Source organism: Vibrio sp. T9, from assembly GCF_003123985.1.
In the GTDB taxonomy this organism is placed as follows: Bacteria; Pseudomonadota; Gammaproteobacteria; order Enterobacterales; family Vibrionaceae; genus Vibrio; species Vibrio diabolicus.
The window spans coordinates 436,895-458,938 of record NZ_NIGY01000001.1; the positions used below are offsets into that span (position 1 = coordinate 436,895).

The 22,044-nt window shown below is 45.8% G+C and carries 17 protein-coding genes; 8 read left to right on the top strand and 9 right to left on the bottom strand.

Translation table 11 applies throughout. The features are described from left to right. Nucleotides 1-149 precede the first annotated feature (149 nt). The 4 genes from CBX98_RS01930 to CBX98_RS01945 all read right to left on the bottom strand — a co-directional run bounded on the left by CBX98_RS01930 (nt 150) and on the right by CBX98_RS01945 (nt 5,943). Nucleotides 150-1,274 (bottom strand): lipocalin-like domain-containing protein, encoded by a 1,125-nt coding sequence (locus tag CBX98_RS01930; RefSeq protein WP_046874817.1) that lies wholly within the window; start codon nt 1,272-1,274, stop codon nt 150-152. After that, complete coding sequence (locus CBX98_RS01935; RefSeq protein WP_005393229.1) at nt 1,274-3,727, bottom strand: ABC transporter permease; 2,454 nt, start codon at nt 3,725-3,727, stop codon at nt 1,274-1,276. The genes CBX98_RS01930 and CBX98_RS01935 overlap by 1 nt, the downstream gene beginning before the upstream one ends. Next, nucleotides 3,708-4,379, bottom strand: coding sequence for an ABC transporter ATP-binding protein (locus CBX98_RS01940; RefSeq protein ID WP_005393230.1), 672 nt, complete (start codon nt 4,377-4,379; stop codon nt 3,708-3,710). The genes CBX98_RS01935 and CBX98_RS01940 overlap by 20 nt, the downstream gene beginning before the upstream one ends. Before the next feature lie 187 nt (nt 4,380-4,566). Beyond that, nucleotides 4,567-5,943: an MATE family efflux transporter gene (locus CBX98_RS01945; RefSeq protein WP_109168465.1), complete on the bottom strand. Its 1,377-nt coding sequence runs from the start codon at nt 5,941-5,943 to the stop codon at nt 4,567-4,569. Nucleotides 5,944-6,038: 95 nt separating this feature from the next. On the opposite strand from CBX98_RS01945, the gene CBX98_RS01950 reads away from it, so the two are divergent. Next, complete coding sequence (locus CBX98_RS01950) at nt 6,039-7,517, top strand: DUF2867 domain-containing protein (protein WP_109168466.1); 1,479 nt, start codon at nt 6,039-6,041, stop codon at nt 7,515-7,517. Here CBX98_RS01950 and CBX98_RS01955 read toward each other — a convergent pair. Together CBX98_RS01955 and CBX98_RS01960 are read right to left on the bottom strand one after the other, a co-directional pair. Beyond that, nucleotides 7,474-8,058, bottom strand: coding sequence for a NapC/NirT family cytochrome c (locus CBX98_RS01955; RefSeq protein WP_012841927.1), 585 nt, complete (start codon nt 8,056-8,058; stop codon nt 7,474-7,476). The two genes, CBX98_RS01950 and CBX98_RS01955, sit on opposite strands and share 44 nt — an antisense overlap. A gap of 22 nt (nt 8,059-8,080) precedes the next feature. Next, nucleotides 8,081-8,704 carry a c-type cytochrome gene (locus CBX98_RS01960; RefSeq protein ID WP_109168467.1) on the bottom strand — a complete coding sequence of 208 codons (624 nt, stop codon included), beginning with the start codon at nt 8,702-8,704 and terminating at the stop codon, nt 8,081-8,083. Nucleotides 8,705-9,155: 451 nt separating this feature from the next. On the opposite strand from CBX98_RS01960, the gene CBX98_RS01965 reads away from it, so the two are divergent. From CBX98_RS01965 to CBX98_RS01975, 3 genes are read left to right on the top strand one after another with little or no spacing between them, the layout of a single operon-like run. Next, nucleotides 9,156-11,420, top strand: coding sequence for an OmcA/MtrC family decaheme c-type cytochrome (locus CBX98_RS01965; protein WP_109168468.1), 2,265 nt, complete (start codon nt 9,156-9,158; stop codon nt 11,418-11,420). 53 nt (nt 11,421-11,473) lie between these two features. Continuing rightward, nucleotides 11,474-12,454, top strand: a complete 981-nt coding sequence (locus CBX98_RS01970; RefSeq protein WP_085343125.1) for a DmsE family decaheme c-type cytochrome — start codon at nt 11,474-11,476, stop codon at nt 12,452-12,454. 9 nt (nt 12,455-12,463) lie between these two features. Continuing rightward, nucleotides 12,464-14,446 carry an MtrB/PioB family decaheme-associated outer membrane protein gene (locus CBX98_RS01975; RefSeq protein WP_109168469.1) on the top strand — a complete coding sequence of 661 codons (1,983 nt, stop codon included), beginning with the start codon at nt 12,464-12,466 and terminating at the stop codon, nt 14,444-14,446. Nucleotides 14,447-14,532: 86 nt separating this feature from the next. Here the strand turns inward: CBX98_RS01975 and CBX98_RS01980 are convergent, their stop codons facing one another. The 3 genes from CBX98_RS01980 to rsuA all read right to left on the bottom strand — a co-directional run bounded on the left by CBX98_RS01980 (nt 14,533) and on the right by rsuA (nt 17,532). Next, on the bottom strand, nt 14,533-15,192 hold the full coding sequence (locus tag CBX98_RS01980; RefSeq protein WP_164666195.1) for a DUF2913 family protein: 660 nt from the start codon (nt 15,190-15,192) through the stop codon (nt 14,533-14,535). Beyond that, nucleotides 15,192-16,394: a Bcr/CflA family multidrug efflux MFS transporter gene (locus CBX98_RS01985; protein ID WP_109168471.1), complete on the bottom strand. Its 1,203-nt coding sequence runs from the start codon at nt 16,392-16,394 to the stop codon at nt 15,192-15,194. Before CBX98_RS01985 ends, CBX98_RS01980 begins: the two co-directional genes overlap by 1 nt. Before the next feature lie 436 nt (nt 16,395-16,830). Further along, the gene (rsuA, locus tag CBX98_RS01995; RefSeq protein ID WP_033905117.1) at nt 16,831-17,532 is read right to left on the bottom strand and encodes a 16S rRNA pseudouridine(516) synthase RsuA; all 702 of its coding nucleotides are present in this window, start codon (nt 17,530-17,532) and stop codon (nt 16,831-16,833) included. Between the two features lie 121 nt (nt 17,533-17,653). Here rsuA and CBX98_RS02000 point away from each other — a divergent pair, with 121 nt between their 5' ends. The 4 genes from CBX98_RS02000 (at nt 17,654) to CBX98_RS02015 (ending at nt 22,001) form a co-directional block, all read left to right on the top strand. Further along, nucleotides 17,654-19,405 (top strand): DEAD/DEAH box helicase, encoded by a 1,752-nt coding sequence (locus CBX98_RS02000; protein WP_012841929.1) that lies wholly within the window; start codon nt 17,654-17,656, stop codon nt 19,403-19,405. Nucleotides 19,406-19,500: 95 nt separating this feature from the next. Then, complete coding sequence (locus tag CBX98_RS02005; RefSeq protein WP_012841930.1) at nt 19,501-19,926, top strand: PepSY domain-containing protein; 426 nt, start codon at nt 19,501-19,503, stop codon at nt 19,924-19,926. A 76-nt stretch (nt 19,927-20,002) separates the two neighbouring features. Next, nucleotides 20,003-20,662: a response regulator transcription factor gene (locus CBX98_RS02010; RefSeq protein ID WP_005378073.1), complete on the top strand. Its 660-nt coding sequence runs from the start codon at nt 20,003-20,005 to the stop codon at nt 20,660-20,662. Next, complete coding sequence (locus tag CBX98_RS02015) at nt 20,652-22,001, top strand: ATP-binding protein (RefSeq protein WP_046874806.1); 1,350 nt, start codon at nt 20,652-20,654, stop codon at nt 21,999-22,001. The genes CBX98_RS02010 and CBX98_RS02015 overlap by 11 nt, the downstream gene beginning before the upstream one ends. Nucleotides 22,002-22,044: the final 43 nt, after the last annotated feature.

Below are 22,044 nucleotides of genomic sequence, written 5' to 3' on the forward strand. Positions count from 1 at the left end.
TTGTTGTTATCGCGCCAAATGTTTATCAAGATTATGAGAAAATCAGCATAACATGGCATGTACTGTCATGATAACCCCATACTTTTGAGAAAAACTCAGGAAGTTTCATCCACTAAAAAACCACCCATTAGGGTGGTTTTTATCAGAATTTAATAACCAGTGAGCTGCATAAAGCCCCAAGCCTCGTTGGAGCCAGAAGCTAAGGTAGGACCTTCCCAATACGGTATAACAAAAGGAAGCCACATATCTGATTTGATAATACGAGTGGTCAAGTTAATTTGATGCTTTGGAATATTAATAATCCACTGCAAAGGCAGCCTTCTTCCATTTGATAAACTGGTCACTTGCATTGGTTTAATACTGATATCATCATCTGAGAGATTAATGACTTTACCTGAGCGTGTGGACAAGGTGCCAAATACATGCGGTGTTTGTCCATGGTGGCGATAGCGGCTGACTGTCAGTGCTCGACCATCATCTAAATTGAATACAAACCAATCCCAACCCTGTTGCCCTTCACCAATTAAGCCACTGCCCCACTCTTTCTGAGCCCAAGCAGAGCCAGCAACAGAGAAGCGTTTGCCATTAATGTTCAAACTCCCTTTCACCTTTAAAAATGGCGCACTAAAACTGAAAGAGGCAACAGATTGCAACGCGTGTTTAACCTGAAAACCTTTGTCTCCATTCACGACAAAGGGGCCATTTGTCATAGTATTGAGATCTAAACCAAACGTATCGGTAGTCACATTCAAGTTACCAGGGAAAGGCGTTGCACCAAGTGAACGCCATGTCCAATTATCAATCCATAACCTGAAAGGACGATTAGTCATGCCAGCTTGGCCTATCCCGCCTCTCGCTACACGTTGCTCTTTCCAGACGTGCGAACCATGGCTAACGACAACATGTGAAATGTACAGTTGAGGGTTTTGCCATCCGCTGGTTTCTCGCTCGTCTGTCGCGACCCTGAAGTAACTCCATTGAACATTGTATATTTTCCCTTGTTCATCTTTCAGTTTCGCAAAGTAGTGCCACCATTCATGTTGGTACTCAGGATGAAAACGAAAGTCTGACGGTAAAGAGACATGCTCGTCAGGTAATACAGGTTCGAAAATCGTTTGATTTTCACGCGTTAGAATAGAATTAAGCTCGCTTTCTTGTGTCGCTGTCGCTTCCAACCAAAAAGTTGAGTAAAAAGCAGCCCCAGTCAAAAAGGCAAACGTAATAACAATGATCGTTGAAACTAACAAGCGTTTTTTAGAGCCCACTTTTTTCATTACAACGCGTCCCTTAATGACTTCATTGGCGTACTCTTAATCATTCTAATAACTGGCAATGCGCCGGCAATCATGATGGCAAGCATCGCCCAAGCAATAGTTTGAGCGTATTCCCAAGGGATCGTTTGAAGCTCCAGAGACCAGCCGAATGATTGCTTAATGATAATATCAACGATCAAGTGTGCAAGTGCCAGACCAAGTGGCACCGCAATAATCGCGGAAATGGCCCCGAAGACAAACAACTGCAAACCACCCAATGCGACAAGTTCCTTTCCGGATACACCCATACATCTCAGCAAAGAGAAGTGCCGCTGCCGCGACAGTTCGCCCGCCAATGTCGCGAAGAATAAACCAAACACAGCAATAATCAGCGTGATGTTGCCCAAGGTTCCTGCAATAGCGAAGGTATGATCAAATACCCTCATTGCCTGACTATAGATATTACCATTATCAAACACACGGTCTTGCGGGAGGCGGAATACATTTTCTAAGCGATTTTTCAGCCCCTCCCCATTAACGCTATCTTTTAACACCACACCAAGGCCAACATTGCCCGTCCCTGCAAATGCATACAGCCAATTCCGGTGCGACATCATCACCTGGTTATACGGGTTTCCATAATCGTAATAAACACCAACGACTTGCCAGTCTCCACCCAGTGGTTCCTGCAAGTTAATGAAGTCTCCTGGGCGAATATCCAACTTCAAGGCCATCGATTCACTCACCATCAAGCTCTTGGTCGCGTGCAGTTGATACCAGTAATTCGGGACACCTAGTTTTACCGTCAGTGCATCTAGCTCACCTTCAGAAGAGCCTGTACTCACCACTTGCAAGGCACCATGTTCGGTTGGCATATCCTTTTCCCAACGCCACCAAACCGAGTTGACTTCTGGTTGGTTTTGCAGCCACGCACTCATCCGAGCTGCTGAGTTATTTGTCGGGTAGATATAAATATCCGCTGCTAATCGCTGGCTGAGCCATTTATCGGTTGTATCCCTAAAACTGCCTACCATCGTTTCTACGCCGATATTTGCCGCCAGTGCCAACATAAACGCCATTGTTGCCACACCGCGATAACTCATGCTCGCAGCCGCATCGGCAAAAAACCAACGTACACGTACCCAACGCATGGTGTAAGAAAAGCTCTGGAACATATGCCACATAATAAATGGCATGAACAAGGCCACACTAACCAACATCAGCGCAATAATGGCAAAGCCAGTTTCTTGTGTTTTCGGTGCTTGATACACTGCGATTGCCGCGACACAAAACGCACACGCAGCAAGAGCCTGCCAAGAGAACTCTCGCCCTGCAAATCGCATTAATGACAGTCGAGAAGATAGACGAATTGGCTGTGACTTCAACAAACGAATCAATGGCCACAAACACGATATTAATGCGCCCATCGCTGCCATGATCAGACTATATAAGCTGGACTGCCAAGACCATCCTATTGTTAAGCCTACGTTGGCATCGTACAAATCGCTCAGGCTCGATGAGACTGCAGGGATCAGTTCATTTGCCAAGATCAAACCAAAAAAGTTACCACACGCCCACGCAATAAAGACGAGCAACGACAACTCTAACAACAATGCTTGAGCCAACTGCGTTCCGTTGACCCCCGTCTGTCTCAAAATACCCACCAAACGTTGTCGCTGAATAAATGACAAAGACATCGCTTGATAAAAAATAAACAACCCGACCAAAAATGACAGCATCCCCATCGCGGTGAGGTTCATGTGGAATGCATTAGTTAGCGATTCAAGCTCCGTGCGCGTATTCCTAACGAGCGTCATGCCATTAGGTAGCATATTTTTCAGTGCTATTAGCTTTTCCTCTGGCATTTCACCACAAGAAATCGCAGATAAACCTGAGCTCCGCTTGAGCATACGCAACAACGATATATCAGTAACCAACCGAGTCCCTGAGAGCATTTTGTTTTTATCGACTTGAATCGGTCCGAGACGACTTCCGTCATTCATCTCAATAAAGTCCCCATCCTGCCAACTCATGTAAGCGGCCAAATCTTGACTAACTAGAATGGGATAAGGAGGTTTCATTAATGATAGAACGGGCATCTCACCCAAAGATTTGCCTTGCTGCAATGGAATCATCGCGACAGGATCAATCCCCACCAGCATCAAGCTCATATCGGTTTTAGCATCTAGATGTAGCACGTCAAACGGCGCACATTGGTTAAACCCAGCTCGGCGCAACTGGATATAGAAACCTTGAGGGATTTTATTGGCAGAGTGTTTAGTTCGGATTCGGTATGGCAAAGGATTGGAGAAAAGCTTTTCTCCTGTCGCATAACTTTGTTTTGCATGCTGATTGATAGAAGTAACACCAACAAGAAGGGACACTCCTAAGGTTAACCCTAGCCAGACAAGAATAATTTGTAGTGGGTAACGACGGTAATGACCGAGTAGTGCCTTAACTACGGGCCATAACATGCAGTTGCCCTCCTTGAAGTCGAATCTTACCTTCCATATGGGCCGCCACTTTTTCACTGTGCGTCACTAACAGCAAAGTACACTCCAGTTGGCGAGCGAGACTCGTCAATAAGCGCATTACCGCTTCTGCGTTTCGCTCGTCTAGGCTACCAGTTGGCTCATCAGCGAGTAGGATTTTAGGTTCCATATAGAGTGCGCGAGCAATAGCAGCACGTTGTTGCTGACCACCAGATGCTTCTTCCGGGTAACGGCCTAGCAGAGGCATTAAATCCAGAGCAGAAAGAATTTGACGCCACAACTCTTTATCTTCTGGCAAACCTTTTAACTGACGACAAAAACGAATATTGTCGGCAATATTGAGCGTAGGAAGCAGGTTGAACTGTTGGAAGATATTACCAATATTGTTGCGGCGGTAAAGGGTTCTCAAATGCTCTGGCGCATCATGCATGGCAAAATTTGGAAACTGAACTTCACCAGAGTCTGCAGTATCCAGTCCGGCAATTAAGTTCAGCAAAGTACTTTTACCCGAACCACTTTCTCCCATCAGAGCGACTTGGTCACCTTGCTGTAATGTTAATTCTGCCCCTTGTAATACAGGGTGAAATTCTCCCCCGTCTACATAGCCTTTACATAGGTCTGACAGTTTTAACATTGATTATGCCGCTCGGATGGTATTTAAAAATTGGGATCAGAATCTACACTAAAATCCTGTTAGTAGAAAGTATTTTGAATGCTTGATCACACTATGAGAGTACAAATGCAACTCGATTCACTTTCTGTTCCTAATTTTGTTGACGTATTGAGCAGATTTTTGCAGCTGCAGAAAGCTCTGTTTACCTCTATTGACCGATAAGGTTTTTCATCCATTTTCGGCTCACCATTCTTGGCAGACAAATCGTCCACTTCACAACTTCCTCGGTCAAAAAGAGTAAGTAAACCCATTGCGGCTCCCAACCGAGCTGAATCGCTGCAAATGCCGCGAGTGGAATCCCAATCACCCACTGCGCAAGAATGTCTTGATACAAACAAAACTTAACGTCGCCACCCGCACGTAATACCCCAACAATGACCATCATCGGCACCGAGCGTAATACGACACCTAAAGCAAGAATCACCATAAACTGTTCAGCTAACTGGCGAGTATCCGCTGTCAGTGCACTAAACGCATTAAGGATCCATTGATTGGACACTATCAATACAACTGCGACCACAAATGCGATAAACACATTCAAAATGACCGTAGCCCAAGCTTGGTAATACACAGGTTCAAAGTTTTTCGCGCCGAGTTGGTTACCCACTAAAACCGCAGCTGCATTCGATAGGCCAATCATCATAGCGAGAGAGATTGACTCAACGGGCGTCATCACCGACAACGCTGCCAAACCTTGCACACCCGCTTGTCCCATGATGGCATGGTAAGCGAACAATCCACCAGCCCATGCCAAAAAGTTAAATGTAGTCGGTAAGGAAAGGCTCAAGAAACGCGTTATTTTGTCTAAAACCAAACCTGCGCGTATATCATCCCAACCAAATGCAATTATGTGTTTCTTCAGCCATAAATAGCCAAATAGACAACCGACTTCGATAGCGCCACTGATAACCGTTGCAATGGCTGCCCCTGTAATCCCTAAAGCAGGAAAACCTAAGTGACCAAAAATTAACACCCAGTTGAGGAAAACATTAGACAGAATGCCTATGCCACTAAAAAATGTGCTCAGCCCCGGTTGGTGCATCGCTCTCAAGCCCACCGACATACTAGCGACACACGCAACAGCAAACATGCTAACGGATGAAATAATTAGATAGCTGGCCCCTAACTCAATCACTTCTTGTGAGTCTGTAGTCAGTTTCATAACTGGCTGTGGGAAAATAACAAACAAAGCAACGGCAATGGCGGCAAACACCATGGCTATCATCCATGTTAAAGCGGTACTGCGACGTACCCCGACTTTATCGCCTGCCCCCCAATATTGTGCGGTCAGTAACGCACCACCCGTCGTCACCCCAACTAACATGATGGTAGTAACAAACGTCGCGCGCGCCGCTACCCCAACAGCGGCTATTTCAGCTTCACCAAGTTGGCCGAGCATAAGCACATCGACGAGGCTTCGGCTAGAAAACATCATGCTTTGCAGTGTAATTGGTAGCGCGATCGCGAATAAGCGACGTAAGAATGCTTTATCTGCATGTATTGAGAGTTGAGAGAGAAAAGTCACAAGCGCTCCAACGACAACTTATTGATAGAATGGGAAAAGTGTCTCATGATTATACTCTGTGGTGTTTATTCCACCAACGATTAAAAGGACAGATAATGAAAAAGGTGTTGGTGCTAGGCGCCTCGGGTTACATTGGTTCTCAACTTCTTCCGTTACTTTTAGACAAAGGTTACGCCGTCACGGCTGCGGCGCGACATATCGATTATTTGGAGTTAAGGACTCGGCCCCATCCTAATTTAACGTTGCGGTATCTGGACCTAGCCGACGCAGAAGCCACGCTCGCTGTGGTGAACGATTTTGACTTGGTATTTTTCCTAGTGCACGGAATGGCACAAGGCGATGACTTTGTTGAGTACGAGCTAAACCTTGCTTTGAACTTTAAATACGCATTGGAGCAAAGCCGTGTCAAACATGTCATTTATTTAAGTGCCATCCAACCGCAAACCGGAAACTCGCGCCATTTGGCCGCACGCAAAGCCACTGGAAAGATCATTCGACAATCCGGTGTTCCAGTAACTGAATTGCGTGCTGGCGTCATCATTGGCCCCGGCTCCGCGGCTTTCGAGATCATGCGAGATTTTGTCTACAACTTACCTATTTTGATCGCGCCTAAATGGGTCGACTCAAAAGCCAACCCTATTGCCCTACCCAACCTCAATCACTATTTATTGCAGTTGGCCGAAGCATCACCCCCAGAAGAAAGCCAAATTTATGAAGTTGGTGGGCCAGATACACTCAGCTACCGCGAGCAGTTTAAAGTCATTTGCCGAATCACCAACAAGCCTTATCGGCTGTGGTCGACACCGTTGCTTACCCCCAAAATGGCATCGTACTGGCTCGGCTTGGTCACCTCTGTACCAGCAAACATCGGCAAAGCATTACTCGCGGGGTTAGAGCATGACTACATTGCCGATTCCAAAGCGATTGAAGCACGATTTCCGCAAACGCTGATCAGCTACGAGCAAGCGGTATCCGATACCATCCAAGATGAAGGCACGTTTGTGCGCAGTAATGTTTGGGGCTTTGAGCCAGCGGCACTTCGTCGATGGCAACCGGGGTATGGCTACTACCCTAAACAAGCCGGTGCGAGCATAAAAACTCAAGCCTCCGCTGCGGCATTATGGAAAGTGGCTCAAAAAATCGGGAGTCGTGAAAAAGGCTATTACTTTGCCAACATTTTGTGGCGCACACGTGAATGGCTCGACATCTTTTTTGGTGGCGGGAAACCGATTCGCGTTTCTCCTCCGGGGCCGGAGCTCAAAGTCGGCGATTTTATTGACTCTTGGAAAGTGATTCGCTGCGAGGAAGATCAGTTCCTCTCCCTGTTTTTTGGGATGAAAGGCCCAGGGCTTGGACGTTTAGAAATTACCATCAAAGACCATGGTGATGAACGAGAACTGGATATCACCGCTTGGTGGCACCCACAGGGGTTTCTCGGGCTGTTTTACTGGTTTGCCATGATGCCAGCCCATCTATTCATATTCAAAGGCATGGTCAAAGCCATCGCGAAAGAAGCCGAAAGTATCAGTATTACTCCTCAGGTGGGACAGTCTCTGGAGAATCTAGAGAAATAGGCAGGTGATGAGCAATCCCCGCATGGCAATCAATGCACGATTGCTCTCGACTTTCCATCATTTGATGTCGACGCGCAACGGTTCGTCCTTGCGCTTCGAAATCCATCTTGTCAACGGAATGGCAATATCGACACTGTTTTGATTTATTCTCGATAAACTGCTGTGTGACTTCAGCAGCCAACCTCGGACGATGCTCCGCCTCGAAGTTCTCTAACGTAATTTCTCCAGTCAGTTTGTGATAGATATCGGCTGTAGCGCCGATTTTCAATGCGATTTTAGCAAAAAACTCCCTAGGGACATGGCAATCACTGCACGTAGCGGCAACCACACCCTGAGCATTTTTGAAGTGTGGAGATGCTTGGTACTCCTCAACTATCGTATCCATCCCAATATGGCAACTGTAACAAAACTCGTTGCGATTGGTGTAATCCATACCAAAGTGAAAAACACTGAGGGCCGCCCCACCAAGGATAAACGCCAATAAGCCACCAATTGGTATGCCGAGCATCCATTTTCTGTTTGGTTTACGCCATAAACTCATTGGTGTTCATCCCAAAGCAGCGCTAGCGATAACTCGCATAGTATTCTACGAGCGCGTTTAAATCATCGGCACTAAGACCTTTGAACGCCTCATCCATTTTTTTATCAACGGAGCGTTTGCCTTGCTTAAACTGTTTCAATGTCGTGGCGAGATAGCCCTTCTGCTGACCAGCTAAAATCGAAGCTTCATCCAGAGCGTTACTGCCACCATCCGAATGACAGTTCTCGCAACTTTTCGCGTGGATAGCCTTACCTTTCATCGCTAACGCTTGATCAAAAGACTGCTTAGCTGGCACAAACTCGAGCCCAGCATAATGTTTTGCTAACTCTTCAATCTGCGCCTCCGATAAAGATTTAACTATCGACACCATGTCGCCTTTTTTGCTCGTGTCTCCGTAAGCGTGACTAACAGAATTTGCAGGCCTACCTTCTAGGTAACGTAGCATCTGGTCAAAAAAATTGAATTCGGGAATCCCTGCGATGGTAGGAATATTCGTGTCGGAACTAACACCGTCTGGCCCATGACAGGCTTCACATTCGTATTGTGAAATTAGCTCACTTGGTGATGCTAAACTGTGGGAAACCAAAGCAGAACTGATGGCTAACACTGAGGAAATTTTTAGTGAGAATTTAATTATCTGGTGCATATTAGACTGACTCCGTAGTAATTATCTTTATTAATCAAAACCAGACAGCGAATAAACGATAAGAAAATCAATTTATAAACGCGACTTAAAACCAACGATATCCAAGATAAAAATATTAAGCCGTCAACTATTTAAAGTAGCGTAGTTCAATACCCTTACTTTTTCTGCGCCGACCTCTTAAATCGCAGCAAAACCAACCCAAACAATTGATTTAAAATGATAATAAATTCAACCCCAAAATTCACACACAAAAATAGCGGTTTATTTTAATAATATTTCATATTGCGTCTATACTCTTACAAGCCATGTATTTCGATTTATTCAAGCGATGTAAATATGGATATTTTTCTTTTGTCTTGAATATAAAATTAATATTTCAATCAATCGTTTATTGGAATATTCAACCATTCCCATGCATTCCCACTTACTTTAGGACGAATCGAGAGGGACTATGAACGGTTTAAAGTCGATCGCTACATTAATATTGTTTATTTTACTGCTCACCGGATGTGGTCCAGACAGCAAAAACGATCAGAATACACCACCACCTGCAGTTGGTGATTTCGAGATCAGTGTTTCCAAGCCATCATTGGTCACTCAAGAAACCGGAGAAACCAAACTGGTGGTCAATTTTACCGTCAAAGACGCCAGTGGCAGACCTCATGAGCTAGACGAAACGAGAGATTTTCGCATCGCACTTCTTAAAGCAATGCCCTCTCGTGTCGATACACAAAACTCGAGCGATCCAGCCTTTGCCTTCAATGGGCGTCATGGAAACACTTATTGGAAGAGTTTCCATCACTCAAGCAACACCGCAAATAACCGTGCAAGCATGGAGAGTGTTTGGGATGGAACATTAGTAAAAACAGACGAGGGATATCGCTACACGTTTGCCATTCCTGACGTTTTGAAAGTGTCCGATCCTTATACTGCCGACTCTTCTAGCAACAATGGTTTTATCGCTTGGGATGCGAATAAACTCCACCGAATCGTCATGGCGTATGGCGAGCAAGGCAACGGTTTTACCTACGTGTTTGAATGGGTGCCGCAAGAAAGTTCAGATACGGCTGTCTCCCGCAATGTGATTGAAACAGGCACCTGTGAAAACTGCCATATGGGCGAACCGCTTCATCATGGACCGGGCTATCGCTCAATTGATAACAACATTGCCGTTTGTACCGCTTGCCACAATGACAGTAACCCTGGCGCTGCGCCAGCCAGACGCCCTCTCGCTGCCATTGTTCATCAATACCACGGTAATGTTTTCAAATTAGGTAGCGACAGAAATAACACCGAGACTTACAAACAGCCTGTCGACGAGAATGACGTGCTCGTTACCGACATCAATGGTTTAGTCATTGAAGGCAACCCTTTCCCGCAAGATGCCCGCAACTGTACAACCTGCCATTCAACCGATGTCGCGAAAGCATCAGACGCCAACAATTGGTTTGAACACCCAAGTCAAGTTGCCTGTGAGACCTGTCACTTGTACCGAGACAGAGGCGCGCATGATAACCAAATCGGTACGGGTTGGGTAAGAAACGGCGAACCACAAAACTCCTGCTCTGGCTGTCACCGACCTTATGACCGAGACGACAATGGCGCTCCAATCATCGGCCAAGACGCAAGCCGAAGTGCTAAAACGGTTCACGTAATGCGTTTAGAGAATCTTGCAAAGGCACGTGATTCGCTTGAAATCAACGTTGAAAGCGCGCGATTTATTGATGACCAGTTTGAGGTTGAACTAAGAGTGTCGAAAGCGGGCACAGGTATTGGATCCATCGACGAACTGACACCTTTCATCAATGAACATGGCCACCTCAATTTGTTGCTGAACTGGGATAACGGCCAAGGCCCGATGGTCGCAAACAACAGTCTCAACGTCGCCGATGATGGCGCACTTGGTGACGGCTGTGAGGCTCAAGGAGAAGGCCTATTCTTGTGTCATAAAGACTTCACTGACGCTGCGATTAAGCCAATCTCCAACTCTACGTTGACGGTTAACATCGCCGACATGCCACTTTGCGCCAACCGTAGAGATGGCGAGCTCGCCGAATGCGTCACGTTTGAAGGCATCGATCTTATCAAATCGCCTTTCGTCATTGCCGCCAATAACGCATCCGGCTCGTTTGATGTGTCTGGTATCAACAAGCAACACAAACTGCCAGTGGGCGCGGACATTTCATCGTGTAACGATTGTCACAAAGAGCTGACTATCCATAAGCTTGGTGAGCATCCACATGCCGCCACCGACTTCCAACAATGTAAAAATTGCCATAACTCTGAACGTTCTGCGTTTTATCCTGGGATGGCGGCTGATCTAAAGTACCACGTACACTCATTCCACGCCTTTGGCTCCGCTCATAGCGGTGAAGCGCCTTTCCCTGGCGCAGTCAACAACTGTGAGGCCTGCCATACCAATGCTCAATACAACTTACCTAGCCAACAAAATACGCGCCCTTCTCTGGCGAGTGGTAAGTACTTTAGTCCTGCATTAGTCGCCTGTGGCGCGTGTCACTTAGAGTCATCTTTAGCTAATGCTGACCCGAATAGTGTGGCAGGAGATGCGACTCTGAACCATATGCTGAATCACGGCGCCGTATTTGGAGCAGACACAGCAGCACAAGCCATGGGCTCCGAGCAATGTGCAACTTGCCATGCCATTGGTCAGTCACAAGGGGTAGATAAGGTTCACAAGGTATACGACTACCGTTGAATTCGTCATTGAACACAATGCTTTGACAATTAAGGACAAGAAAAGGAAGAGCTATGAAAGCAATGTTTCTGCGGTGGTTGGTAGCTGGGATACTTGGGTTAGGCGTCATCTTCACCGTCAGTTCGGAAGATGTCGCCGAGCCAGAACCCAAAGCGGCGACGTTAACTCAAGAAGAAATTGAAACTATATTGGACACCAAATTTTCTGAGGGGAAATACTCACGCCGTGGAGCAGATGGCTGCCTTCGTTGCCATGACGATACCTCAGACAAACCTGCAACCGGTATTTTCGACAACATCCACGGCAAGTCAGCGAATTTGCATGGGCCAATGAATGATAAACAATGTGAAGCATGCCATGGCCCAGCAAACAATCACGCGCGCAATCCGCGAAAAGGACAAGTTCGTGAGCCGATGATCACCTTTGGGCCAAACTCCCCTGTTCCGGCCGAAAAGCAAAACAGCGTGTGTTTATCTTGCCACCAAGATGCGAAACGCTCGACTTGGCATAGCAGTGAGCACGCTTTTGAAGGGCTGTCTTGTGCAAGCTGTCACCAACTGCATCAAAAAAACGATCCGATGATGGTTGCCGAAATGCAAGCAGACAAATGCACCGATTGCCACTCCCGCACCAAATCGGATATCCACAAACGCAGTCGTCATCCTATCATTGACGGCGTCATGACTTGTTCTAGCTGCCACAATCCACATCAGGCATTAAATGAAGCAAGCCTGAACTGGTCAACCGTCAATAACGCTTGTTACGAGTGTCATGCAGAAAAACGCGGCCCATTCTTATGGGAGCATGAGCCTGTAACTGAAGATTGTACATCCTGCCACACACCTCATGGTTCAGTGAACAAAGCCCTGCTCAATAAACGGCTGCCAATGCTATGTCAGGAATGTCACCGTGTGCCACATGCAAACGTAGCCATTCCTGAAAACGACTTGAGAGTGCGCGGCGGAAGTTGTTTGAACTGCCACAATCAAGTGCATGGCTCTAACCACCCACGTGGTCAAACATTAAGTTATTAGGAGGGAGGCATGAAACTATCTCAACTGTGCATCGCTATTTCCCTTGCTTTTGCTGTGCAAGCACACGCCAACGATTATTCGTTACAACGTTCTCAACCAGCCGACACTAGCCGCTGGCAGTGCAGTGGATGCAGCAGCGACGGCACGTGGAGTGGAGAAGTCAGCGCTGGCGTCGGTTACCTTAACAACGATGGTTCCTCGCGATTCTATAATTGGAATCCACCCGTTTACGGTACACACTCTGACAATAAACACTTTAACGCGAGCCTAAACGCCGATATCGAACAATATGAAGACGATGGGTTCTACAATCGAATCGTCGTCGAAGATCTTGGTTTGCAACGCTTCTTACTGCAGTGGGAAATGGGCCAGTACGACGGATTACGTATCCTCGGCAGTTACAGTGAAACTCCGTATTTCTGGAATCAGTCCTCACTCAGTGCGTATCATCCAAGAGAAGATGCACTCGTTAGTGGTGATCTATCGAAATATGAAAACTCAGTGACGCGAGAGACGTTTAAGTTAGAACTCAAGTACACACCACATACGCCATGGAAGCCATATGCATCCATGAAGCACGAACGTAAAGAAGGCACCACTTCACTTTATTCATCGACCATTCCGGGTTACGCCAACGCGCCGGGATTCATACCCAAAGCCGTCGATCATGAAACCTTAAATACTCAAGTAGGAGTGAGCTACATTGAAGATTTGTGGCTGGTGGATATTGCGTATCGCGGCTCGTTTTTCCGCAATGACAAGTCCGCACTCTATTACGGAGGCATTACCAACCCTTACGCCAATCACCTTGCGTATGAGCCTGACAACGACTTTCACCAATTTGCTGTCACAGGGAATTATCGGTTGAATCAACAAACGTTCAGCGGCCGCTTACTTTGGTCACAAACCTCTTCTGAAGGCGGGTTAAATCCGTTTCCGCAGTCCCCCGTTAACTCCAATACATTCCATGGCGAAACCAACACTTGGCAAATGAGCGCGGATTACCACAACAAGCTTTCGAGAGACACAGCTTTCGCCATTTCTGTGGACTATTCAGACAAAGACGATAACTCCGATAGAAACACCATCATCGGATCGACGAGAGAAAAATACGACCACACCAAAACCAAACTGGAAGCAACACTCAAGTATCGTGTTACTTCTGATGTAAAAGTGAATACGGGTTACCATTTTAGACAAGATGAGCGAAGTTATGCTGATAGGAAACGTACCGATGAACAACGCGTTTTTGTTGGGGCCCAGTACAGACCAAATAGACCGTGGCAATTAGGCGGTAAAGTCTCCTACTCTTTTCGCGATGGCTCTGATTGGCAGGACGACAGCAGCGACTCGCCTAATTTGCGCCAATACTATTTAGCCGATAAAGAGAGGATTGAGCTCCGTGGCGACGGCGGCTATGACGTAACAAACGATGTCCAGTTACTTGCTGAGCTTTGGTACGGAAACGACGACTATGTTAAACCCGATATAGGTTTAAGCGAAGGAGAAGATTACGGCTACGATATCAGCGTCAACTTCAATTTACTCGACGGACTAAACGGGCATGTTTTTTACAATCAACAGGTCATCCGCTCCGAGCAACAACAAGCAAACTCTGACGTTGTCGGTTGGAATCGCTACACCACCAAACTCAAAGATGACATCACAACCATTGGCTTTGGTGTGAGTAAAGAGCAGCTACTAGACGACAAACTTTCTATCTCGTTTGATTACAGCTACAGCCAAGCTGATGGAAAATCTTCAACCACATCTGGTGGCTACCAATATCCTGATAACGAGGCGAACTCGTACCGATTTGAAGTCATCGCTGACTATGAAGTATCTGAAAATCAAAACGTGCAGCTTAACCTCCGTTATGAAGACTACTCAGAAGAGGATTACTTGTTTAATAACGAAACCGAAACGATGGGCGACGTTTTGCAAAGCTATGAAGGTTTATATGGCGGCGTCTATTGGAAATATCGCTTTTAAATACAGAGTGACGTAACAAAAAAAGTATCAGACGTTTCAAACGCCTGATACTTTCGTATTTCAATTCTACTGCTGTGAGAAGTTTATTAAGCTTGGAAGCTCAACGGAATCTCAGCCAATTGGTTACCTTCGTTTGCAGGAAAGATAAGGTACTCGCCGTGGTATTTCACCATCGATTTGTAGTCCGTCACTTTATGCACCATAAAGCCCGCTTGCGCTGCTTTCTCAACAAACTCAGCATGGTTGCCACGTACAAACCAGCTCATTGGTTTGACGAGCAGCTCGCCGTCGAAGCAGCTTTCGCATTGATCTGCACATAGCGCCAAAGAGTTTTGACCCTCCGTGAAGATTTGGATTTTGCCACAACCAACAAGTTGCTCAGACGTTGATACTTCCCAACCCGCTTGCTCCATCACATCTAAAAATGCTTCGACGTCAGAGTCTTTGATCACTTTTGAATCTTCATCTTCAGGAAAAAACTGAGCGTAAAAAGCAGAAATACGCTTGAAGATAAACAACAAACCAGCGTCATTACCCTTTGAACGACCCGCTTTTTGCCAACGTGTTAAGTCATCGCCTACGACTCGACCGAAACGCTGAGATTTAAGTGCTTTGGTAACCCAGCGCACTAAATAATGGTTATTCGCAACAGGGGCATTGGCTAACTTACCTGAGCGATGCTCTTGATCTAACTCTTCAAGTGCTGAGTTAACTAAGTTTTGAATTTCTTTGGTGTAATTCGACATTACGCCTTTCTTCCTAAAGTCCAATAAAACAGTGCTGAAAGCACAGAACAAGCAAACATCACAATGATCATCGGCCACGCCACATTACCTGGTAGTGATGCCACCAGCGCGCCAACCAATGAGCCGATACCGAATCTTAACGTCCCCGCCAGAGACGATGCTGTACCCGCCATTGATGGGTAGCCACTTAAAAGCAGCGCCATCGCGTTACTACCTATCGTCGACAATGTACCGATAAACAGCACAACAAAAGGTACGATGCCCCATAATCCGAAGTCCATTAACCAACTTACGAATAAACCAATCCCCGCCAAAAGTTGCACGAACAACCCAAAACGAAGCATGGCATGAGAGCCAACTTTCTTCACCAAGCGACCATTAATACTGGTCATGATGATCATCGCAACAATGTTCAAACCAAATAAATAACCAAAGTGGTCTGGTCGAACACCATATAAATCAATATAAACAAACGAGCCCGCAGTCAGGAATGCAAACATTCCGGAAAATGAAAACGCTCCAGAAAGCATCAAACCTATCGCTTCAGGGTTGGAGCATAATCTGGCGTAGTTTCTCATCGTAGTGCGAAAACGAAGCTGCTGACGATTTTCTGGTTTCAACGTCTCTGGGATTTTCCAAAGTACCAGTAGAATTACCACCACAGCGAAAATAGCTAACACCCAAAAGATCGAACGCCAGCCAAACCAGATCGCTAGGTGACCACCTATCATAGGCGCGACCAAGGGTGCCATGGTGATCACTAAGGTGACGAAAGACATTGCACGGGCAAAGTCTTCACGGTCAAACATGTCACGCACGACAGCTTGGATAATGACCGCCGCTGCCGCGCCAGCAAAACCTTGTGCTGTTCGCACATAAGTCAATGCATCGATGCCGTTTGTGGTCGCACTCACTACCGCCGCTAATCCAAAGAAAAGCACACCCAAAATCAGTACAGGTCTACGGCCAAAACTATCGGCAAGCGGCCCATGAATTAACTGGCCAATCGCAAAACCCGCCGTATAAGCCGTCAACGTAATCTGAACCGCGCCAGGCGCGACCCCCAAATCTTTCGCAATTGTCGGCATTGCAGGCAGATACATGTCGATCGCCAAAGGCGTCAAAGCACCAATCGCTCCTAATACAAGAAACAATAGAAAACTGATTTGGGATTGCGGAGCGCTTTGAGCTTTTTCTGTCATTCTTTTACCTCTTGTTGGAGCCCTTTCGTCAATACTTGCAGAACAAAGTGAAAATAACGGACGGTTCTCATATCGCTGATATCTAGAAGCCAAAGGCCTGTTCTATCAACGTTCGAGAATCATAAGGGCAAATATGTACCAAGGTGTGACCTTGACGAACTCGACATAGAAAAGCGTGTGAAAGCGAAGTGTGTTTATGGGAAATAAACACAATGCAGTAAAAATGATGGAATTGATTCCACCATTTATTCACCACAGCCGAATGCTTTGCAATAAGAGTATGCATGGCTCAGCTAAATGCAAAGGCATATCACTCAGATGAGTAAGCACACTGGAATTGTCTAGGCACTAATTTTGGTAGGAAAATTAATTTTGAGCCAATTCCTACCAAAAAACTAGTTCCAATTGGGAACTAAAGAATTTCCCATGCCGATAATTAATTCCAAATAGAATCAATTTCTTCCTGCGTGAGGTAGCGATAATCACCAGGTTCTAGTGCCTCATCGAGTTCAATCGAACCAATACGCTCACGATGCAAGTACTCAACTTTATTTCCTAACGCCGCAAACATGCGTTTCACTTGGTGATACTTACCTTCCACAATAGTTAACAATACTTCATTCTCTGCCTCGTTCACGATTTCCAAACGAGCAGGTAATGTTGCTTCTGATTCATTGCGCAAAATGATGCCTTGTTCGAGCTTTTCCGCGTAATCAGGCTGAATCGCATCGACAAGCCAAACACGGTACGTTTTCTCACACTTATGCTTCGGTGAGGTAATGCGGTGAGACCACTTACCATCATCCGTAATCAACACCAAGCCAGTTGTGTCGACATCTAATCGGCCCGCAAAGTGAAGGTTTTCAATTTTAGGCTCATCAAGCAATGCGAATGCAGTTTGGTTGTAGCCATCTTCATGTGAACAAACAAAGTCAGCAGGCTTATACAACATAATGTAACGAGGACCAGGAGCACCAATAACGCGGTCTTCCCACATTACTTCTGCACCTTCAGGTACTTTAAATGCACCACTTTTTTGAACCTCACCGTCAACGGTGATGTCTCCACTTTTGATGATCTTTGTTGCCTGTTTGCGTGTTGCACCCAGAGCGTCACACAAATATTTATCTAAACGCATGAATACCTCATTGAATTATACCCAAGTGATCTCCAAATCTTGGTTTAAAGGTCACTTGGGTATAAAAGTCAGGTATTATAGCGTTCCTCGTTCGAATAGTTGAGCAATTTCACATATTTTCATGTACACACTTCGTCCTTATCAAGCCGACTCGGTTAAAGCAGTCATTCATTACTTTCGTAAACACTCGACACCAGCAGTGATCGTACTGCCTACTGGTGCCGGAAAAAGCTTGGTGATCGCAGAGCTTGCTCGCCTTGCGAAAGGACGAGTGTTAGTCCTTGCCCACGTAAAAGAGCTGGTCGAGCAAAACCACGCGAAGTATGAAGGTTATGGTTTAAAAGGTTCCATCTTCTCAGCGGGATTAGGACGAAAAGAAACTGATCAGCAAGTCGTGTTTGCTTCAGTTCAATCGGTCGTACGTAACTTAGATTCGTTCAAAAACCAGTTTTCTCTGCTCGTTATTGATGAGTGCCATCGTGTGCCGGATGACAAAAACAGCAGCTACCAAAAAGTTATTACTCACTTACGAGAACTGAACCCAGGCATTAAGGTGCTGGGACTAACTGCAACGCCCTATCGTTTAGGAATGGGCTGGATTTATCAGTATCACACCCGAGGTCAAGTACGCACCGAAGAGCCTCGATTCTTCCGCGATTGTATTTTCGAACTGCCGATCCGTTACTTGCTCGACGAAAACTTCCTCACTCCGGCACGAATGATGGACGCGCCTGTTTTGTCTTATGACTTCTCGCAACTGAAACCCGCAAACACCGGACGCTACAAAGAAGCAGAAATGGACATGGTGATCGATAAAGCCAAACGCGCCACTCCGCAAATTGTTGAGCAAATCATGCAATATGCGAGAGAACGTCAAGGTGTCATGATCTTCGCCGCGACTGTCCGACACGCACAAGAGATCCACAGTTTACTGCCAGAGGGCGAAACTGAAATCGTTATTGGTGATACACCTACGCCGGAGCGCGATGCGATCATCCAAGCGTTCAAGAATCGTCAAATAAAATATTTGGTCAATGTTTCGGTACTGACTACCGGGTTTGATGCGCCGCATGTCGATTTAATCGCGATTTTGCGACCAACAGAGTCAGTCAGTCTATACCAGCAGATTGTAGGGCGAGGATTACGCTTATCAGACGGAAAATCAGAATGTTTAGTGCTTGATTACGCAGGCAACAGCTACGATTTATACCAACCTGAAGTCGGTGATCCCAAACCAGACTCTGACAGTGAAATTATCACGATTCCCTGCCCGGCTTGCGGATTCAATAACAACTTCTGGGGTAAATTGGATAGTAACGGTTTCTTGGTTGAACACTTTGGCAGACGTTGCCAAGGTTACTTTGAAGATGAAGACACAGGCGAACGTGAACACTGTGGATACCGTTTTCGTGCCAAATACTGTGGTGAATGTGGTGCCGACAACGATATCGCTGCGCGCATTTGTCATGAGTGTGACGCAACGCTTGTTGATCCAGATAAAAAATTAAAAGAAGCCCTTAATCTAAAAGATGCATTGATATTTGAATGCACAGAAATGGACCTGTCAGTATTTAAGTCCAGTGACGGTAAATCTCAACTCAAGGTGACGTATTCTGGTGAACCATACCAAGGAGAAGGCAATGCGTTAGTTCATGAGTTTTGGTCATTGAGTACCAAAAAACAAAAACAAACGTTTAAAGACCAATTTGTGCGCCCTCACTTGGCAGACAAGCATCGCCCTTTTGAAGAGGCTTCACCGACACGTGTTGTTGCCAATCAACATCGTTTCCGTTTGCCTCAGTTTGTTATTGCAAGGAAATCCGGTCGCTTTTGGAAATTGCGAGACAAAATTTTTGAAGACGAGTTGAAATAACGTCTGCAACATTTAGTAAAACTGAACTCGATGATTCACTCTCTGTTCATCTATATCCGATATACTGCGGCTAACGTTCTAGAAAAGGTTTGACTATGTATAAAGCAACGACTTCTCAACATTCTGCGTTACTTTTCGGCCTTATCACGACATTGATGTGTGCACCAAGTTTCGCCAAGCATGACGACTACTATGCATCACAAAATGGTCACGCCATCGTGCAAGATGTCGAAAAGCCTGGAACACGTATTGAATTCGATGAAGATCAAGATGAGGTCTATCGCGCGGTTCAACAAGGATATATACGACCATTTTCGGACCTTTACGCCGCAGTAGAAAACGACCTATACGGCCGCATCATCAAGGTCGAACTTGAAGAAGATGATGATGCTTGGGTGTATGAATTAAAAATTCTGTACAACAATAGCGTCTTGAAAGTTGAGTATGACGCCGCCACGCTGGAAATGCTTGAGATCAAAGGTCGCAGCTTTAACAAAGCGTTAAAGCCACAAAACAACTAAACTGGTCTAATGCGTAATCACGACGCAATGCGTAGCTTACTTCGATAACACTCCAAACATAATAAGAATCACCAATATGAAAATACTTGTTGTTGAAGATGACCCTCGTTTAGGCGAGCAAATCATCGAAACATTAGAAAGTACCGGCTGGGTACCAGAATTATCTCAAGATGGCATAGACGCTCTGTATCGCGCGACATCGGAAGAATGGGACGCTATTGTTCTTGATCTAGGACTGCCGAAATTGGATGGCCTCACTGTGCTAAAAGGCATTCGAGATGAAAACATTAATACTCCTGTCGTTATCCTGAGTGCTCGCGATACCCTAACGCAGCGAGTTGAAGGTCTAAACGCAGGTGCAGACGATTACCTCACTAAGCCGTTTGAAATGGTTGAGCTTATCGCTCGTATTCGCGCGCAACTGCGAAGAGCATCAGGTAACGCCTCTCCTGTGATGCAAATTGGCGACTTGAGCTTGGATACGCGCACTTCTAAAGTAATGTGGCAAGGGCAAGCAGTAAGCTTAACGGCGCTGGAGTATAAAGTGGTCGCTTACTTTATGCATAACCCAGAAAAAGTTATTTCTCGCACCGAACTCGTCGAGCACATTTACAAACAAGACTTTGATCGTGACTCCAACACAATCGAAGTTTTTATCGGCCGAATTCGCAAAAAAATCGCGCCAAAGATCATCAAAACTGTCCGAGGGTTGGGATACCAATTAAATGCCGAATAAGAACAGGCTACCGTTGAACGCAATAAAACGACTGAGTATCAAAAGTCGCCTCGTTTTAGCGGCGATCGTTTGGTTGACGGCAATGATCCTCGCAGCTGGTGTGACGATACCGACCCAAGTGTACAACTATATGGTTGACGACACTCGCTCACAGCTGAGCATTTTTATGGATGAAATCGCCGCTCAGTTAGAAGTCGATGAGACTGGGCACCTCTCACTCGCTGCTCTGCTCTCAGATCCTCGATTTAACCGACCTTACAGTGGTTTATATTGGAGTGCCTCTACTGAGACGAGTCTCGAGCGTTCTCGTTCTTTGTGGGACAAAAAAATCGAATACAAAGGTCTGGATAACGATGCTTACGGCGCGAGAGGCGAAAGGCTGATTACCATCGAAAAAGCTCTGTACTTACCAGATTACGATGGGCCTATCCATATCATTATTGGTATTGACGAAGAGCCTATCAAAAGCACCCTGCAAACGCTAATCGGGCAACTCTGGCTTATTTTAGGCTTATTATTCGCAGGGGTTCTTGCCGTCATTTTGCTGCAAATTGCATGGTCATTGAGTCCGCTTACAAAGTTACAAAAAGAGTTGGCCGAGCTGAAGTCTGGTAACAAAAAGAGTCTAGAAGAAACCTATCCGAAAGAGATTTCTCCTCTTATCTTCGACCTCAACGCTCTGCTTTTCCATTATCAGGAATTGTTAGAACGAGCTAGGAATCATGCAGGCAATCTCTCACATGCACTAAAAACCCCACTTTCTGTCCTAAAAAATGAAGTACAGACGTTAGAACCTAGTACGCAATCCCGTCTGCGTACTCCAATCAATCAAATACAAGACCATATCGATTACCATTTGGGTCGTGCTCGTATGGCGGGGTCTATGAATATTTTATCAGTGAAATCGAACCCAGCAGAGCGTGTGGATGCTATCTCAATGGCGTTTGATAAAGTGTATGCGAGCCGAGATATCTCCTTAATTAATGAACTTGATTCAGAGCTGAATGTAGCGGTAGAGCAGACCGATCTCGACGAAATGCTGGGTAACTTGCTTGAAAATGCCTATAAGTGGGCCAACAACATGATTCGTGTGCACTCCTCTCAGGATAAAGACAATATACACATCATCATTGAAGATGACGGACCAGGTATCCCTAAAGAGAAACTGAGTCAAGTAATCAAGAGAGGCGTTAGATTGGATGAAGCGACCCCTGGGTCAGGTCTTGGTCTAAATATAGTCAGTGAAATGGCACACAGTTACCGAGGTCAATTAACACTGGAAGCGAGCGCTTTAGGTGGCTTAAAAGCATCTTTAGTCTTGCATCTCAGCCGAACATAAAGCATATAACGCATAAACTTTGTTCTTCGGACCATGATTAGTA

Coding starts and splice junctions, on each gene's coding strand:
- CBX98_RS01975 (WP_109168469.1), top strand. CDS start 12,464: ATGAAACTATCTCAACTGTGCATCGCTATTTCCCTTGCTTTTGCTGTG.
- CBX98_RS01955 (WP_012841927.1), bottom strand. CDS start 8,058: ATGAGTTTATGGCGTAAACCAAACAGAAAATGGATGCTCGGCATACCA.
- CBX98_RS01960 (WP_109168467.1), bottom strand. CDS start 8,704: ATGCACCAGATAATTAAATTCTCACTAAAAATTTCCTCAGTGTTAGCC.
- CBX98_RS01965 (WP_109168468.1), top strand. CDS start 9,156: ATGAACGGTTTAAAGTCGATCGCTACATTAATATTGTTTATTTTACTG.
- CBX98_RS01980 (WP_164666195.1), bottom strand. CDS start 15,192: ATGTCGAATTACACCAAAGAAATTCAAAACTTAGTTAACTCAGCACTT.
- CBX98_RS01970 (WP_085343125.1), top strand. CDS start 11,474: ATGAAAGCAATGTTTCTGCGGTGGTTGGTAGCTGGGATACTTGGGTTA.
- CBX98_RS01930 (WP_046874817.1), bottom strand. CDS start 1,274: ATGAAAAAAGTGGGCTCTAAAAAACGCTTGTTAGTTTCAACGATCATT.
- CBX98_RS01935 (WP_005393229.1), bottom strand. CDS start 3,727: ATGTTATGGCCCGTAGTTAAGGCACTACTCGGTCATTACCGTCGTTAC.
- CBX98_RS02000 (WP_012841929.1), top strand. CDS start 17,654: ATGTACACACTTCGTCCTTATCAAGCCGACTCGGTTAAAGCAGTCATT.
- CBX98_RS02015 (WP_046874806.1), top strand. CDS start 20,652: ATGCCGAATAAGAACAGGCTACCGTTGAACGCAATAAAACGACTGAGT.
- rsuA (WP_033905117.1), bottom strand. CDS start 17,532: ATGCGTTTAGATAAATATTTGTGTGACGCTCTGGGTGCAACACGCAAA.
- CBX98_RS01985 (WP_109168471.1), bottom strand. CDS start 16,394: ATGACAGAAAAAGCTCAAAGCGCTCCGCAATCCCAAATCAGTTTTCTA.
- CBX98_RS01950 (WP_109168466.1), top strand. CDS start 6,039: ATGAAAAAGGTGTTGGTGCTAGGCGCCTCGGGTTACATTGGTTCTCAA.
- CBX98_RS01940 (WP_005393230.1), bottom strand. CDS start 4,379: ATGTTAAAACTGTCAGACCTATGTAAAGGCTATGTAGACGGGGGAGAA.
- CBX98_RS02005 (WP_012841930.1), top strand. CDS start 19,501: ATGTATAAAGCAACGACTTCTCAACATTCTGCGTTACTTTTCGGCCTT.
- CBX98_RS02010 (WP_005378073.1), top strand. CDS start 20,003: ATGAAAATACTTGTTGTTGAAGATGACCCTCGTTTAGGCGAGCAAATC.